The organism is Prochlorococcus sp. MIT 0701 (assembly GCF_000760295.1).
Classification (GTDB): domain Bacteria; phylum Cyanobacteriota; class Cyanobacteriia; order PCC-6307; family Cyanobiaceae; genus Prochlorococcus.
In genome coordinates, this window is the sequence record NZ_JNBA01000009.1 from 1 (window position 1) to 15702 (window position 15702).

Here is a 15702-nt window from a genome sequence, read left to right on the forward strand (position 1 = left end):
GTTCCTAAACTCTTAAGTTGTCCAGGTTCTGCTCCTCCACTCCCTTGTAAGGAGTGTCAGGCGCTGCGATCTTGCGATCGCTTCTAAAACCTACAACACCAGCGGATCGCTCCTCTGATCTTGTAAGCACCCACTGACACCTCAAGCTTTCGCCATCAGCATCGCGTGGCCTGCGCTACAGGACTCAGCCCTTTGCGCAGTCCAAAAACATAGCCCATTTCATACCCCTTACGCAATCGTTTCTCAATCGCTCCCATCTCCATAGTTGCTTCCACTGTTGGTCAAGGCTCCCATCACTAGCGTTTGGCAAATGCATTGCAAATCAGTCCATGGCCGGACGCTTAAACCAGCAAAACCAGAGGGTTCGTCCCAACTCCAATGAAGACCAGGTGGTGCAGCAGGTCAAGGAGCATTTCGAACGCACGCTGATCGAAGTAGGCGGCACTGTGGCTGGCAGCGTGGCGGCTCTTGAGCATCAGCCCCATAACAAAGCTCTCAATTACGGCGAGATCTTCCTGCGCGACAACGTGCCCGTGATGATCTACCTACTCACCCAAAAGCGTTACAAGGAGGTGAAGCAATTCCTCAGCGTTTGCCTAGATCTGCAAAGCACCACCTATCAGACACGCGGGGTGTTCCCCACCAGCTTCGTTGAGGAACAAGGCGAGCTCATTGCTGACTATGGCCAGCGCTCAATCGGCAGGATCACCTCTGTGGACGCAAGCCTTTGGTGGCCAATTTTGTGCTGGCTCTATGTCAAGCGCAGCGGCGACAAGAACTTCGGCACAAACCAAAAGGTCCAACGAGGTGTGCAGCTGATGCTCGATCTCGTGTTGCATCCCACCTTCGAGGGCACTCCAGTTCTATTTGTGCAGGATTGCTCATTCATGATTGACCGCCCCATGGATGTTTGGGGGGCACCACTTGAAGTGGAAGTACTGCTCTATGCCTCCCTACGCAGCTGCATCGAGCTGATGGAACTGAGTCGCAAGAATAATGTCAGTCGGCTTCTCGACCAACGTCTCTTACTGACCCGCCAATGGGTGCATGACCTACGTCAATTCCTGCTCAAGCACTACTGGGTCACCAGCAAGACAATGCAGGTGCTGCGGAGAAGACCCACAGAGCAATACGGCGATAACCAGCACCAAAACGAGTTCAACGTTCAACCACAGGTCGTTCCCGACTGGCTTCAAGACTGGCTTGAAAACCGGGGCGGCTATCTCATCGGCAACATCCGCACCGGACGACCTGACTTTCGTTTTTACAGTCTCGGGAACTCCCTGGCCTGCCTCTTTGGACTACTCACCGCCCCACAACAGCGCGCTCTGTTCCGACTGGTGCTTCACAACCGACAGCATCTGATGGCTCAGATGCCAATGCGCATCTGCCATCCGCCCATGGAAGGGGCGGAATGGCAGAACAAGACAGGTTCAGACCCGAAAAACTGGCCATGGAGCTATCACAACGGTGGACACTGGCCCAGCCTGCTCTGGTTCTTCGGAGCCTCAATCTTGCTACATGAACGACGTCATCCTGAGGCCGACGTGCTGCTGATGGGTGAAATGCGCGCCCTGCTGGAGGAGTGTTACTGGAGCCAATTAAACCAACTGCCGCGTCAAAAATGGGCCGAATACTTTGATGGACCAACAGGCACCTGGGTAGGACAGCAGTCAAGGACCTACCAGACCTGGACCATGGTTGGCTTTCTACTTCTCCACCACCTGCTACGCGTCTGCCCCGACGACGTGTTGTGGTTGGATCTCGATGAACTTCTGCCAAATCATGAGGTGGAGCCAACAAAAAACCCGGCGTGAAGCCGGGTTGATTGCAGCAAAGCTTGACTTTTAAAACCCGTTCAGAACAAACCCAGAGTTAGCGACTTGTCGATGGGAAGACAAGCACCGATGCCAAGATAAATCGTAATCACAGTTCCGAATAGAAAGAAAGCCATAGCAATCGGCCTGCGAAATGGATTCTGATACTTATTAAAGCTTTCGATGAAGGGAATAAGCATCAACCCGAGAGGAACAAGGGTCTGCAGAGCGATGCCAAGCAGCTTATTAGGAACGACCCGAAGAATCTGAAACACCGGATAGAGATACCACTCAGGAAGAATCTCTAGAGGCGTTGCAAAGGGGTCTGCTTTATCACCCAACATCGCGGGATCAAGCACGGCAAGACCAACAAGGCAAGCAAACGTTCCCAGAATCACTACTGGGAAAATGTAAAGAAGATCATTCGGCCAAGCTGGCTCACCGTAGTAGTTATGCCCCATGCCCTTGGCCAGTTTCGCCCTCAATTTTGGATCAGAGAAATCTGGCTTCTTAAGAATGTGCATGGGATTTTGGCCGAATAGTTAGCGAATGAAGTAGGTGCTGAACTGAGATATAAAAACGTGAAGTGGGGTAATGAGGATGAATGATTGACGCTTACAACGGGCCCGAAATGCCCTGCTTCCTGATCATCAGGAAATGCATGAGCATGAACACTGCAAGTAGCCAGGGCAGCACAAAGGTGTGAAGACTATAAAAACGCGTCAGGGTGGACTGCCCGACGCTCTCGCCACCGCGAAGCAATTCGACCATGAAGTCTCCAACCACGGGAATAGCAGCAGGCACGCCTGAAACGATCTTCACAGCCCAGTAACCGACTTGATCCCAAGGGAGGGAATAACCGGTGACACCAAAAGAAACGGTAATCACAGCCATCACAACACCGGTAACCCAGGTGAGCTCTCGAGGACGCTTAAAGCCGCCGGTGAGATACACGCGAAAGACGTGCAAGATCAGCATCAACACCATCATCGAGGCGCTCCAACGATGCACAGAACGAATCAACCAGCCGAAACTGACATCTGACATCAGGTAGCTCACAGAGCTATAGGCCTCAGCCACAGTGGGCTTGTAGTAAAAGGTCATCGCGAAACCTGTCGCGAACTGAACCAGGAAGCACACCAGCGTGATTCCGCCTAAGCAGTAGAAAATATTGACGTGTGGAGGCACGTACTTGGAGCTGACATCGTCAGCTATGGCCTGAATCTCAAGACGTTCCTGAAACCAGTCGTAGACAGGTGAGGAGTTCGTCATGCAAATGAGGGTCCGGATTGCGAGAGTCTACTTAACGTCCTGCATGGACAGCGCCCGGGATGAAGCCAATGTTGCCGACTACTAATTCCCGATCACATCCGCTGAGGCGCCTATGGCTTGCGTTGCTGAGCCTGGGTCTTTGCTTGCTGCTGATGGCGACTCCAGCCATGGCATTGAATGATGCCCAACAACTGATCGTTGAAAGCTGGCGCCTCGTCAACCAGGCATATCTAGACCCAGCCAAGTTCGATCAGGTGCACTGGCGAAGGCTCAGAGAGCAGGCATTAGAAAAAGCAATCAACAGTAGTGACGAGGCCTATGAGGCCATCGAAGCCATGCTGCTTCCGCTTGAAGATCCCTACACAAGACTATTGAGACCACAGGACTACACCGCCATAAAAACGACCAATTTGGGCAGCGAGATCAACGGCGTTGGCCTACAGCTGGGGGCACGCGCTGAGGATGGCCAGGTTGTGGTTATCGCTCCTCTTGAAGGCTCCCCTGCGGCCGATGCAGGTGTCACAAGCGGCACGGCCCTACTCAGCGTGGATGGCCAGTCTCCACAAGGCCTTGGACTCGAGGCCACAGCTGCAAGGCTGAGGGGAGAAGTGGGCTCACAAGTTGTAGTAAAGCTGCAACCTCCAAATGGATCCAGCGAAGAGCTCACCCTGGAGCGACGCAGTGTGGACCTCAGACCAGTACGTACTCGCCGTCTTAGAAGTGCCAAACACACCCTGGGCTACCTACGCATCACCCAGTTCAGTGAAGGAGTGCCCGAACAGGTCAAAGAAGCGCTTCAGGAGCTGTCAGAAAAGGAGATTGAAGGCCTTGTTCTAGATCTTCGCAATAACTCCGGTGGGTTAGTGAGCTCCGGTCTAGCTGTAGCGGATGCCTTCCTGAGTGGCTCCCCAATCGTGGAGACACGCAACCGAGAGCGGATCAACGAAGCAATCCCTTCTGCAATTGAAACCCTTTATGACGGTCCGATGGTGACACTGGTCAACGGCGGGACTGCCAGCGCGAGCGAAATCTTGGCTGGTGCCCTCCAGGACAACAGCCGGTCACAGCTGCTTGGCAGCCGCACATTTGGCAAGGGTCTGATCCAAACACTCACCAACCTCAGCGACGGTAGCGGCCTTGCAGTGACTGTGGCCGGATACATGACTCCAAGCGGCCGAGACATTCAAAACCAGGGCATCGAGCCGGATCGGATTCTTGATCCTCCGGAACCCCTCAATCCTGGAGGGGAAGAAGACCGTTGGTTGCATGATGCTGAACTCTGGATGGAGGCCCAAATCGACCGCGATCAGGAGGCCCAGTTAGAGAAAACAGAAGATGTTCAGCTGGATAGTGCTGAAGATGTTCAATCCAAGACTCAGCAGAATCGTGATGATTCATGAGTGTGCGCACATATCACGACCCTCTCCATCGCGGTATCACCCTCAATGCCAGCGATGCAGCAGAGGCCATGGTGATGCAGTTGATCGATGCGGCGCCATTCCAGCGGCTGCGGCGCATCCGTCAGCTTGGACCAGCCTTCCTCACCTTTCATGGAGCTGAATCCAGTCGCTTCACCCATTCCCTTGGGGTCTTCCATCTCGCACGCCTTGCTCTGGAAAGGTTGCTGCAGTTCGACTCAGGCCTACATGAACATCGCGGACTGCTCTATGGAGCAGCACTACTGCATGACCTTGGCCATGCCCCACTAAGCCATACCGGAGAGGAAATATTTGGTCTGGACCATGAGACCTGGTCGGCGCGTGTGGTGAGAGAACATCCCGCCGTGCGTGCGCCACTTGAGGCCTACGCCCCGGGCACTGCTGATGCAGTAGCCGATCTTCTCGAACGGGGAAGTACACCCCGCAGCGTGATCAAGGCTCTAGTTAGTAGCCAGCTGGACTGCGACCGACTCGACTATCTCTTACGAGACAGCTACAGCACAGGCACCCATTACGGCCAGCTCGACCTCGAGCGAATCCTCTCCGCCCTAACCCTGGCGCCTGATGGAGCCATGGCCATTCATCCAAAAGGCCTAATGGCAGTTGAGCACTACCTGGTCGTACGCAACCTGATGTACCGCAGTGTCTACAACCACCGTCTCAATGTTGTTTGCAACTGGCTACTTGAGCAGGTGGTGCGCACCGCTCGCCAACTCGGAGCTGCTCATGTTTGGGCCGACAAGATCATGGCCACCTGGCTCTGGAGCCTCAATCAACTCGACCTCGACACATTCCTCGCCAATGATGACCTGCGCACCGGCTATCACCTACTGCGTTGGCAAGACGAGGGACCTGCACCTCTGGCCGAACTCTGCAAACGCTTCCTCAATCGCCACCTACTAAAAGCCCTTGCAGTGGAGCATCTGAGCCATAGCAACCAGCTAGAGGTACTCACTCTGACTCGGCAACTTGCTGAACGCCAAGGCTTCGATCCAGCGCTCTGCTGTGGATTACGCCATCAGCAACAGCGCGGTTATCACCCTTACAAAGGAGGGCTACGCCTTTGGGACGGAAAGCAATTGCGAGCCCTCGAGCAAGCCTCTCCTCTCGTCGCCAGCTTGATTACCCCAGCCGACTCTTCATGGTTGATTTATCCCCGAGAGATCCATGGGGAGCTTCAAGCTGAGCTGGCAACCTAGACAGACGGACTGACTGGCCTAGCCTCCTCATCTGACCAGGGTCATGGAGATAAAGGTGGGCGAGCCTGAAACACAACGACTCACACTCCCCTGGTGCCGAGAAGCACATTGGCGAGAAACATTGCCGGCCAAGCTCAATGAACTTGACCTTGGGCCCACCGAACTCGATTGCCGCGACTGGCAACTTGGTTGCCGGGACCTGCATCAGCTGACGGAGCTGCTGAACAGAGCAGGGGTGACGCTGACCAGAATTCACGCCAACTTGCGAGAAACCCTTGTCAGCGCTGCTGCTCTGGGTTATCCAACGCATATGGCCTCTCCACAGGGACACAACTCCAAAACACGCTCGGGCGATGCACAACCCAAGCCCAAGACACCCCCAAAACTGCTCTTCCACCAAGGCACTCTGCGATCAGGAGACCATCTGAGCGCAGAAGGAGACGTGCTGCTACTCGGGGATGTCAACCCCGGCGCACGCATATCAGCTGGAGGCGACGTGATGGTTTGGGGCCGACTACGCGGCATTGCTCATGCCGGACAGGACGGTGACACAAAAGCAAAAATTGTGGCCCTACAACTCAGGCCACTTCAGCTGCGTATTGGCGACGCAGTTGCTCGAGGCCCTGAAGATCAACCCCAACCTGGCTTAGCGGAAGAGGCCCGGCTTGAGGGAGGCGCAATCATGATCGAGCCTGCTAGGGCTAACAGATTCAACGGTTAATTCTTCAGCATCAAAAGGCAAACACACTGAAGAATGATGCCTCCTGCTAACGCCCCGTTGAACAAAGCCCATTTGTTCCATTGCAAACCTTGGACCATTTCACTTGGGCCTATTACCTACGCCACTTAAGCTGACCGAACTTTTCAATGGCCCGTGGCGCCAACGACACGCACCATTCTGATCTGCTCAGGGAAAGGAGGCGTCGGCAAAACCACCCTCACCGCCAACCTGGGCATTGCTCTTGCCAAGCTTGGAGTTCACACCGTTGTGTTGGATGCCGATTTCGGCTTGCGCAACCTCGATCTACTACTGGGCCTGGAGAACCGAATCGTCTACACCGCTCAGGAAGTGCTCTCAGAGAACTGCCGGCTTGATCAGGCTCTGGTGAAACACAAGCAAGAGCCAAACCTCTCCCTTCTACCCGCCGGAAACCCCCGCATGCTCGAGTGGCTCAAACCTGAGGACATGCAACGCATTGGCGCGATGCTGGCCAAGCAATTCGACTATGTATTAATTGATTGCCCCGCGGGGATCGAAGACGGCTTCAAAAATGCTGTTGCTGCTGCCAAGGAAGCAATTGTGATCACAACCCCTGAGGTTTCGGCAGTGCGCGATGCCGATCGTGTCATCGGCTTACTGAACACCCATGGTGTGCACCCTGTTCAACTGGTACTCAATAGGGTGCGTCCAAAGATGATGGCCAATCAAGAGATGCTGGCTGCAGACGATGTGACCGACATCCTGGCCCTGCCCTTGCTTGGTTTAGTCCTAGAGGACGAACAGGTGATTGTGAGTACCAACCGCGGTGAGCCGCTCACCCTCAGTGCCAACAACTCTCCAGCCGCTCGTGCCTACTCCAACATTGCGCGTCGCCTTCAAGGGGAAGATGTTCCTCTGATCGATCCGGCCAAGGAGGGACTTGGACTACGCGAAAAGGTGTGGCGTTTGATGCAAACCAAGATCTTTTGAAGTAATGGCAACCACTCTGCGAGACATCCTTGACAAATTGCTGGGCCGCCAACCAGCCAGTGCCAAAACGGCAAGGGAGCGCCTTCAGCTGGTGCTTGCCCATGACCGCAGCGATCTAAGCCCTGAACTGCTCGATCAAATGCGCCGCGAGATCTTTGAGGTCGTTGCCAAGTACGTGGAGATTGACATTGAGGGAGGGGACGTAAGCCTTGAAACCGAAGATCGCATGACGGCCTTAGTGGCTAACTTGCCGATCAAACGTTCCAAATCCAAAGCTGTCAGCAGCCAAGAGATGGCTATCAGCAGCCAAGAGAAAGCTGTCAGCAGCCAAGAGAAAGCTGTCAGCAGCCAAGAGAAGGTTTCCAACAGCCAAGAATCCGTCTCAACTCCTGGAGCAATGGAATAGGACGGAGAAGAGGGGGAATCCTTAAGGAAATTGCTTTGCTGCTATGCAGCCAAAAAGTCAATCAAACTCTTTTCCATTGCCTCCATCAGCTGAACCGCAACGACTAAGCCCAGCGGAGCAATCCGTGGTGACTTTGTTGCTTGAGGGTCTCAGTAACAAAGCCATCGCACAAAGACTGATCCTTAGTCCACGAACGGTGGAAAGTCACATCAGCCATGCCCTCGCCAAAACCGGCTGTCAAAGCCGACTCGAACTCACGTTGTGGCTGATTGCCAACTATCAGCCAGAAGCACCCACATCCGTCGTTACACTTCCGGGATTGCCGGCTTAGCTCAGTGGTAGAGCAGCGCTTTTGTAAAGCGAAGGCCATCGGTTCAAATCCGTTAGCCGGCACTTCAGAATGATGAATGTCAACAGCCAAGCTGCCAAACAAGAAGATCAAGGGAGCACAAGAGCCCTTCCTTTTTGACACACTTGTCGAACTTCCTGTCCTAAAGAACTCTTCAAACCTCTCAACCATCAGCCTGATCCTTCACCTTCCCTGCGAGCAACCAAGCTCCAAGCAGCAACAGCACCCAACCGAGACCCCGTAATTCAAAGATCGGTGTAGTAATCACAGTCGCCTGCTCTAACAGCCAATGGAAACTGGCCTGAAGAAGCAATACCAAGCCGATCAGCCAGAGCATGTGGGAGAAGGCAATTTAGGCATCAGAGCCACTTTTAGGTGACTGGCAACATTGTGAAGAGTTGATGGTAACCATCGTTGAACAACAGACTAATTTCTATTCGCCACGATCAAAGCACCTGAAGCTTACAAAGAGGTTGTAACCCTAAGCTCGCGGGAATGCCACCACCCAACCAGAAGCATCGGCAGCAGTGAACATCTGGGCAACGACCAAAACAATTGCAAGGAGACCTTGGCAAGCGGAAAAGATGCAATAGCAAAACATGAAAGCAAACAAAATACAAAACAGCCGCTGAAGCATCTATAAGGTCAGTAAAGCTACACTGCTACAGGAGATTGCTCAATCCCATTTAATGAGAGGGAAAGGTTTCAACGCATATAAAGCTGAAGATCTTGCTTCTATCAGAAGACAGTCATCCCTTCAATGGTGAAAACAAAGTTTATCAATCTGCTGCCTATGCAGCAGCTAAGAAGTCTAGCTATCAATAAAGTTCTATCTCCTTTAAGAGATGCGAGATCACTACGGAATACTAACTACTTCTAGCCAAGCACTTTCAGGTCCACATCTTCTGAAGCTTGCATTTGCAATCACCAAGCCACATCAGCAGTTCCAACAAGACCTAGCCATCCAAAGACCACTGGCTGGCTACTTAGCAAGCCCAATGTGAAGTTCCTAATCTTATATGAATCAGATAAGTTTATGAAATCTACCTATCAAGCATCAGCCAATGTGCCAAACTACTCCTTGACATCAAGTAACTCTTTGAAGCAATTTCAGAATTAAATCTTGAAAAAGACTTAATCACTAGCGAAGCGCTAAGGCGATCACAAAAACAACACAGATGGATGAAAAACAAACATTGAGGGTTCCCAATCAAGAGCTCAATCATGCTTCTCGTCGGATCAGAAGCTGTCTACTGAAAAACGTCAAAGGATTGATGGCCCCAATGGTATTTGGGCCTAATAGAGAAGCTATTGCTAGGATCATGCTAAAACAAGAGACAAGGCAATGAGATTTATAGAATTCCTGGACCAGCGCTTCTGCAATTCACAAGAGATTAGAGAGATTAACCATCGAGGCATATCTGCAGGATTTGACGGCTTCAGAGAAGTATGGGAACTCGATTATCTTTACGAGCATTTTGAAGCCGATATCCATGAGATAATAGAGGAGACTGGATATATAGACTCTGACTTGAAAGACGAATTCGACAACGAAGAGACACTTAGGATGAAACTCGTATGGTTTGCAGTGAGCACATATTGCCTAAGTAGAACTGATGCTCTTGTCGAGGTAAAAGGTCAAGGAGTTGAGCAATGATTGGCCAAGGGAAAGTTGACAACATACCAAGCGATTACTCTGAGAACAATGAAATCTCAACAGCCAGTGCAAAAACTATTGCCACTGAAATTCACGACTACTATATCCATGAGATTGTCGTCGCACTAGGTTGCTTACTGAGATGGTCAAGGCCAAATAAAGGATTGAGCGAAGTAGTTAAATGGATTGCTTCAGGCAAATACGCCTTGTCGAAGATCAAATCGATTGCAGTAAGCAAAAAAGATGACGTATCAAGTTTACTAACTGAGTCAATCAGAGAAACCCAATCTCGCCTTGATGTCACTGCCATCAAAGCTTCTATACGAACATTACTTCACTCATCCCAATCCAAAAGGAATGATCTAATGAAGTTTGTTGAGGCTATTCTTGCGGGTGACCCAAGTCAAACAGGTGCAGTAAAGACGTTGAGAGATGATCTAATGAAGAAAACAATCGAACTTGGCTACCCAATTCCAATAATGCCCCAACCTACAAGTGCACAAGTTGCAGAGATCAACAAACAGCAAAAGGATCCTGTCAAGCTTCTGAGTGTTACTGCAACCATCCGAGAACTGGCAATAAAGCTGAATCAAGGTGAGCTGGTGTTCGACAAGCAAACTTTTGAGCTTGGCATCAAAAATGAAGTTTTGAAGTTTTTTACTGAAGAAGAGACTAAGAAGCTGGGCGGCTTATTCCCCAAGCATCTTCAAGAAGGAATCACCTTAGGCTTTCTTAACTTTGGCCTTTGCCGAAAAAATAACGGCTGGCGCAAAGATTCAAATGGTCGGGATATTGTTGATCTAAACAATTCAAGACCTGAATAAAGAGCGCAGGAAAACATTAAAAAAGCCTGATCATCAATCAATCTCACTGTGCTTTACAAGCCTCGCCAACAAGCGGAAAATGAAGGGAAAAGATCAATTCAAAAGGCACACTTTGCCTCTTATTGCATTAGTTAGGCAACATACACCAGTTAATCAGGGCAATTACCCACTGATCTGACGATGCGCTTAACGAAATCAAATAATTCAATGAGCCTTGCGATAAGGTTTCGCAACAGTTAAAAAATGTAGCGATTGTTAAGGTCGTGGCAATTCGGCGCTGGTATTTCTATGTTTAAACATCACATCAAGGTATTGGGTGAAGCTCACAAAACTCTCTCAATCAGAGCTCGATAGAGGCTGTGAGCTCAACAATGTCTTAAAAGAGTGTTGGAAAGCTTTTTACAGCCTGACAGCTCAAATGAATAATGTGGAGACAGATAGCACAAAATATCTTCAACTAGACAGGCTTCGCCAGACTTGTGAAAGAAATATCGGCGAATTCAAGCACGAGCTAGATGAGCTCAACTGGCTGATACGAATAGGGATTCGTGACTAGGCATCAGAGCAGCAAAAGCTTTATAGCCAACCAACAACGGCTCTTCCTAAGCAGCAGCCTGAACAAATCACCCCCTTTGAGACGAGTTTTTTTTACATCCCTCAAGTTGTCTCTGCAATGCACCTCTTATCCGGCGTTGGTTAGACCATTGGAATCGCCATGCTCTAGTGATCGCGCGATTCATTCAAAGCTCAAGCACCACTGCACCACGTCGCAACTCATGCCAACGCCCGGCCCCTTGCCAAGCCAACACCGTGCTGGCCAAACCAGAAGGCGTCGGCCATGGCAATGGCCCCAATAATGGCAATCCTGGGAAGCAAGTAGTAGCAGCCTCTGCAGAGAAAGTGGGAGCAGCACCAGACAAATTGGCGCTCGTTGTGGCTAGCGGCCCGCTCTGCTCCAGCAAGCACCTAATCACTCCACAATCCGGTACTCGCAACCCAAGCGTGAAAGCTCCGGGATTAAGAGCCTCAACAAGCACACCCGAAGCCGGTACAACCAAGGTGAGGGCCCCTGGCCAATAGCGCCTGGCCATCGTCCAGGCATCCTCCAAAGCAAGCGGCGAAGCATGCGCAAGTAACTCTTCAGGATTAGCTCCCATCAGAATCAGAGGTTTATCGGCCGACCTCTGCTTCATGGTCCATAACTGTGCAGCGTGAACAGGAGAGGCCGCCAAAGCTGGCAAGGTGTCTGTGGGCAATAAGGCCGCTGAACCAGCCTCCAATCTGGATGCCAAGGCACTGGCGTCAAGAACAGCCGAAGGCAGAAGTGCCATGGTTCAAAGACTCGTGATGTTCAGGATGCCGAGCAATGGCAAAGCGCCTTACCCCCAGTAAATCTGACTTGTACTCCAGATTCTCCAAACCCTGCTGACGCATCAAAGCCAGCACGGCATCGCTCTGGTCATGGTGGTGTTCCAAGAACAGCCAACCACCAGGCGCTAAGGCCTGCATGGCACCAGCAATGATTTGACGAGTGGCCACCAAACCATCGGCTCCCCCGCATAGAGCCAAATGCGGCTCATGATCACGGACCACAGGTTCAAGTTGAGCCATTACAGCTTCTGGGATGTAGGGAGGGTTGACCAGCACCAAGCTGAACTCTCCCCACCAAGGCCGCAAAGGCTCCCACCAACTGCCCTGATGCAGCTGCCATAAGGCATGGGGCGCAAGCCTTTGCAAGTTCCGTTTCGCCAAAGCCAAGGCCTCGATACTGCAATCCACTGCATGTCCGTGCCAAACAGGTAGAGCGCGAGCCAACGCCACAGCTAGTGCTCCTGAACCTGTCCCCAAATCGGCCCAGCGACCAAAAGGTTGCCGAGCCAATGCTTGCAAAGCAAAATCCACCAACAGCTCAGTCTCCTGACGGGGAATCAATGCCGCCGCACTGACCTCCAGCTCAACGTCCCTCCAAGGGCAGCAACCGATCAAGTGCTGAAGAGGAATGTGATGATCAAGATGTTGCTTCCAGATCATTGCCAGTTGATCAAGGGGTCGCTCAAGCAGCAATGAACGTCGTGGATCGAGATAAAGCTGCTGAAGATCGCTCCAGCGCAAACCTCCACCCAAATCAAGCAACCAGTCAAAATCAACAGCACGGCCTCCTCCCGCCAACTGCAAACGACGCCAGGCCAATAGCTCTGCTGCGGAAATCTCCAGCAATGCCATCGAAACAGGCTAGGCCAAACGCCAATGCAATCCAGGCTCTGCCACCAAAACCCCCTGCAACTCCAACTGAAGCAATTTTTCTGTCAATCGCGCCGAAGACAGATTCAGACAGGTCATCAAATCCTCCAAGGACGCCCCATCGCCAATAGCCTGCAACAGTGCTGTATCGCCATGCTGGCCGGCTCGTGAGCTAGATCGAGAACCAGATAAATCACAAGCAACCGACGGAGAAGGAATCGCCAGCGGACCAGTACCAAGTTGTTTTACAAGAGCTTCAGGGCTTAGCAAAGGGGAAGCCTGATCCAACAACAAAGCATTGCTGCCGAGGGCCGACCATCGCCTTGCATCTCCGGGCACGACCAACAGCTGACATTGCTGCTCTATTGCTCGCCGAGCTGTAATCAAGGCTCCACTTCTCTCGGGGCACTCGACTACGACCACAGCCTTTGCCAAGGCCACCAATAAGCGATTACGGGCTGCAAAACAACCCCGCTTGACCAAAATCTCACGAGGCTGCTCCGTGACCAGCAGCCCTTGAGCCGCGACCAAAGCTTGAAGGCCCTCATTCTGCCGGGGATAGACCTTCTGCAAAGGTGTTCCCAGCACGCCCACTGGCGCACCACCGCCTTCCAAGCAGCCGCGATGGGCAGCCGCATCAATCCCTTCTGCAAGGCCACTGATCACAGGCCAACCCGCTAGTGCCAAAGCACGGCCCAATGCTTCAGCCATACGCAAACCATGGTTCGAAGGCCGTCGTGTGCCAACAATTGCTACCGCCCTATGAGCCCCAAGGCTTACCAAAAGCTCCTGCCGGCCCTGCCAGAAAAGCGCCAAAGGGGGGCGCTTCAAGGCACGAAACCCTTCCGGCCAAAGCAAATCCACAGGCAACAGGACATCCTCCGGCACGTCGACACTTGGACAAGTTCCCCACTTGCTGCGGTGGATGCTCAAGTCTGTGAACAAGGCTGTCGGCCAGGAGAGCACCTTGCGCAACCTTTCCTCAGGCCAAGTCCATAGCTCAGCCAGACTGACCTCGTGAGCATGGCCTACCGCCTCGAGATCCCCCATTCGAGCAACTCCAATCCCTGGACAGCGGCTCCAGAGCCACCACCAATACCGACATTCCACAAGTAAAATGGTACATATGAACCATCAATCTTACAGGTGCAGCTCTGGCCCCTTCTGGAGTTGCCGTAAAGCACTCGCAAGAGGCTCTGGGGGTTGACGTAGAACCCGCCGCCTCAAGTCCATGACATTGACCAGGACAAGATCCACCTGAGCATCAGCGACCCGATCCCCTGCCTCCGTTGCGAAAACTGTGAACCAGGGCCATCGCACCCCATCGCACGGCAGAGACCAACTCTCCAGCACTACCACCTCACCATGGCGAAGCGCACGACGATAGTGAATCTCAAGACGCACCACAGGCATCTCCAATCCGTCTGCCGAGATGCGGTCATAGGGCAAGCCTGCCTGCGCCAAAGCCTCCACTCGAGCCTCCTCCAGCCATGCCAAATAGGCCCCATGCCACATCACGCCAGCGTGATCTGTGTGCTGCGGCAACACCCGCTTACGCAGCGTCCAAGGCTGAGTCTTCTCACTCTTAATCAGCATGCCGAACTCCTAGCTAACTCGCCATAGGCTGCTGCAAAGCCTGGTACAGCTTGCACAAGAACCTAATGACCAAGAACTAACTCGAAGGAATGCTGAAAATGCTCTACCCGAACTGACCTTCCCAAGTTCAAAACAGCTGTTATCTGTCGTCTAAGTCTGATTACTGAAAGCTGTCCAGCTAGATAGCGCAACCCCACCAAAAGAGTTGTGGCCCATTCCCCGCCGAAACATTGGCAAGGTAATGAGAATCAGCCCCAACGCAATCGAAACGCCCATAAAGCAGGGGAGAACCAAAGCGAACGTGGCCCAGATGGTGGTTGAAGTGAACGCAGATCTAGTTTCAATTGCTTAGGAAAGTCGCCAACAAGAACTGATCAAGGGCCTTTTGGACCTCGACAAACTGGTTGGGAGTTCCGGTGAGCAACTTCACCTGAGTTGATGAAACCGCTTCAGTCCTGATTGACCAGGACCAAGAACCCAGTTGAAACTGGCAAGCGGATTGCCTTCAAACCGGCAAGAAGTTGATCAGCTTTTGTTGCTGTTGGTCTGGATATAAAGACCAATCAGAAACAACATCGGAACCGCTACGAACAGAAGGGTGGCTAGGAAGCCGAAGTTGTTTACAGGCATGGTCGCAGAGGATTACTCCGGGAAAGTATCACCCGCAAGCTACCCAAACTGCAATCTGCTCAAGCCTCGTCACCGGGCGTAGCAGCCCACGCCCTTTCAAAACAAGCTGAGATCACACCATCAACCCCTCTGATTCGAGGGGATAGCTGGCCCCTTAAGACAGCTTTTGCGCACGTGCAGCCTCAAGACGACTCTTGGCATTGAGCAGAGTTTCCTGTGGTCGAGTCACGACGATCACTGACGACATGACAATGGTCTGACAAGCAAGGCGCCAATTCTCAGGACGACGCCTGAGCTTGATTTCCTCAACCTCAGTTCTTGGTGAAAGCGCTCCAACTTTGCTCTCCCCCTCAATTCCAACAAAACAAGTAATGCACTGACCACAACCTCCACAGTTCCCCAGCTTTCCTTTCAGCCCGTAGAGCTCCATTCCCTCGCGCAAGGCAACCTCCCTGAGATTTTCGCCCTGCTTGCACTCAACATCTTTGCCTTCCCTAACAAAGCGAATGATGGGCATGGATCTGGAACGCAAAAGACAACCCATTTTGTCTCAAGCGTGGCATTGCAGTTTGTAACCAAACC

General features: G+C 52.2%; 18 protein-coding genes and 1 tRNA gene. 10 read left to right on the forward strand and 9 right to left on the reverse strand.

The genetic code is table 11. The features are described 5' to 3' along the window. Positions 1 to 329 precede the first annotated feature (329 nt). A complete protein-coding gene (locus EV12_RS01445) occupies positions 330 to 1817 on the forward strand; it encodes a glycoside hydrolase 100 family protein (RefSeq protein ID WP_036911127.1) in 1488 nt (495 codons plus the stop codon). A 41-nt stretch (positions 1818 to 1858) separates the two neighbouring features. On the opposite strand, the gene petD is transcribed toward EV12_RS01445, so the two are convergent. Further along, a complete protein-coding gene (gene petD, locus EV12_RS01450) occupies positions 1859 to 2341 on the reverse strand; it encodes a cytochrome b6-f complex subunit IV (protein WP_036911130.1) in 483 nt (160 codons plus the stop codon). 91 nt (positions 2342 to 2432) lie between these two features. Continuing rightward, the gene (petB, locus tag EV12_RS01455; protein WP_036911133.1) at positions 2433 to 3089 is read right to left on the reverse strand and encodes a cytochrome b6; all 657 of its coding nucleotides are present in this window, start codon (positions 3087 to 3089) and stop codon (positions 2433 to 2435) included. Positions 3090 to 3148: 59 nt separating this feature from the next. Here petB and ctpZ point away from each other — a divergent pair, with 59 nt between their 5' ends. The 7 genes from ctpZ (at position 3149) to EV12_RS01485 (ending at position 8216) form a co-directional block, all read left to right on the forward strand. After that, a complete protein-coding gene (gene ctpZ / locus EV12_RS01460) occupies positions 3149 to 4489 on the forward strand; it encodes a carboxyl-terminal processing protease CtpZ (RefSeq protein ID WP_036911135.1) in 1341 nt (446 codons plus the stop codon). After that, positions 4486 to 5727 (forward strand): HD domain-containing protein, encoded by a 1242-nt coding sequence (locus tag EV12_RS01465; RefSeq protein WP_036911137.1) that lies wholly within the window; start codon positions 4486 to 4488, stop codon positions 5725 to 5727. The genes ctpZ and EV12_RS01465 overlap by 4 nt, the downstream gene beginning before the upstream one ends. 43 nt (positions 5728 to 5770) lie before the next feature. Then, the gene (locus EV12_RS01470) at positions 5771 to 6448 is read left to right on the forward strand and encodes a septum site-determining protein MinC (protein ID WP_036911139.1); all 678 of its coding nucleotides are present in this window, start codon (positions 5771 to 5773) and stop codon (positions 6446 to 6448) included. A gap of 153 nt (positions 6449 to 6601) precedes the next feature. Continuing rightward, positions 6602 to 7417: a septum site-determining protein MinD gene (gene minD, locus EV12_RS01475; protein WP_036911141.1), complete on the forward strand. Its 816-nt coding sequence runs from the start codon at positions 6602 to 6604 to the stop codon at positions 7415 to 7417. Positions 7418 to 7421: 4 nt separating this feature from the next. Continuing rightward, positions 7422 to 7823, forward strand: a complete 402-nt coding sequence (gene minE / locus EV12_RS01480; RefSeq protein ID WP_036911143.1) for a cell division topological specificity factor MinE — start codon at positions 7422 to 7424, stop codon at positions 7821 to 7823. 76 nt (positions 7824 to 7899) lie between these two features. After that, on the forward strand, positions 7900 to 8154 hold the full coding sequence (locus EV12_RS13000) for a response regulator transcription factor (RefSeq protein ID WP_241466524.1): 255 nt from the start codon (positions 7900 to 7902) through the stop codon (positions 8152 to 8154). Further along, positions 8145 to 8216: transfer RNA gene (locus EV12_RS01485), tRNA-Thr, on the forward strand. The genes EV12_RS13000 and EV12_RS01485 overlap by 10 nt, the downstream gene beginning before the upstream one ends. Positions 8217 to 8335: 119 nt before the next feature. On the opposite strand, the gene EV12_RS13890 is transcribed toward EV12_RS01485, so the two are convergent. After that, positions 8336 to 8509 (reverse strand): hypothetical protein, encoded by a 174-nt coding sequence (locus EV12_RS13890; RefSeq protein ID WP_193742106.1) that lies wholly within the window; start codon positions 8507 to 8509, stop codon positions 8336 to 8338. Positions 8510 to 9517: 1008 nt separating this feature from the next. Between EV12_RS13890 and EV12_RS01490 the strand changes: the two genes are divergently transcribed. Continuing rightward, positions 9518 to 9829 carry a hypothetical protein gene (locus EV12_RS01490; protein WP_036911145.1) on the forward strand — a complete coding sequence of 104 codons (312 nt, stop codon included), beginning with the start codon at positions 9518 to 9520 and terminating at the stop codon, positions 9827 to 9829. After that, a complete protein-coding gene (locus tag EV12_RS01495) occupies positions 9826 to 10653 on the forward strand; it encodes a hypothetical protein (protein WP_036911147.1) in 828 nt (275 codons plus the stop codon). The genes EV12_RS01490 and EV12_RS01495 overlap by 4 nt, the downstream gene beginning before the upstream one ends. A gap of 740 nt (positions 10654 to 11393) precedes the next feature. Here the strand turns inward: EV12_RS01495 and EV12_RS01505 are convergent. The 6 genes from EV12_RS01505 to EV12_RS01525 form a co-directional block, all read right to left on the reverse strand. Continuing rightward, positions 11394 to 11984, reverse strand: coding sequence for an L-threonylcarbamoyladenylate synthase (locus tag EV12_RS01505; RefSeq protein ID WP_036911151.1), 591 nt, complete (start codon positions 11982 to 11984; stop codon positions 11394 to 11396). After that, positions 11956 to 12876: a peptide chain release factor N(5)-glutamine methyltransferase gene (gene prmC, locus EV12_RS01510; RefSeq protein WP_036911153.1), complete on the reverse strand. Its 921-nt coding sequence runs from the start codon at positions 12874 to 12876 to the stop codon at positions 11956 to 11958. Before prmC ends, EV12_RS01505 begins: the two co-directional genes overlap by 29 nt. 9 nt (positions 12877 to 12885) lie before the next feature. Beyond that, on the reverse strand, positions 12886 to 13944 hold the full coding sequence (locus EV12_RS01515) for a DNA-processing protein DprA (RefSeq protein ID WP_052039503.1): 1059 nt from the start codon (positions 13942 to 13944) through the stop codon (positions 12886 to 12888). Positions 13945 to 14034: 90 nt separating this feature from the next. Beyond that, complete coding sequence (locus EV12_RS01520) at positions 14035 to 14490, reverse strand: acyl-CoA thioesterase (RefSeq protein WP_036911157.1); 456 nt, start codon at positions 14488 to 14490, stop codon at positions 14035 to 14037. 525 nt (positions 14491 to 15015) lie between these two features. Next, complete coding sequence (psbM, locus tag EV12_RS13005) at positions 15016 to 15120, reverse strand: photosystem II reaction center protein PsbM (protein WP_011131030.1); 105 nt, start codon at positions 15118 to 15120, stop codon at positions 15016 to 15018. A 154-nt stretch (positions 15121 to 15274) separates the two neighbouring features. After that, positions 15275 to 15637 carry a 2Fe-2S iron-sulfur cluster-binding protein gene (locus EV12_RS01525; RefSeq protein ID WP_036911276.1) on the reverse strand — a complete coding sequence of 121 codons (363 nt, stop codon included), beginning with the start codon at positions 15635 to 15637 and terminating at the stop codon, positions 15275 to 15277. Positions 15638 to 15702: the final 65 nt, after the last annotated feature.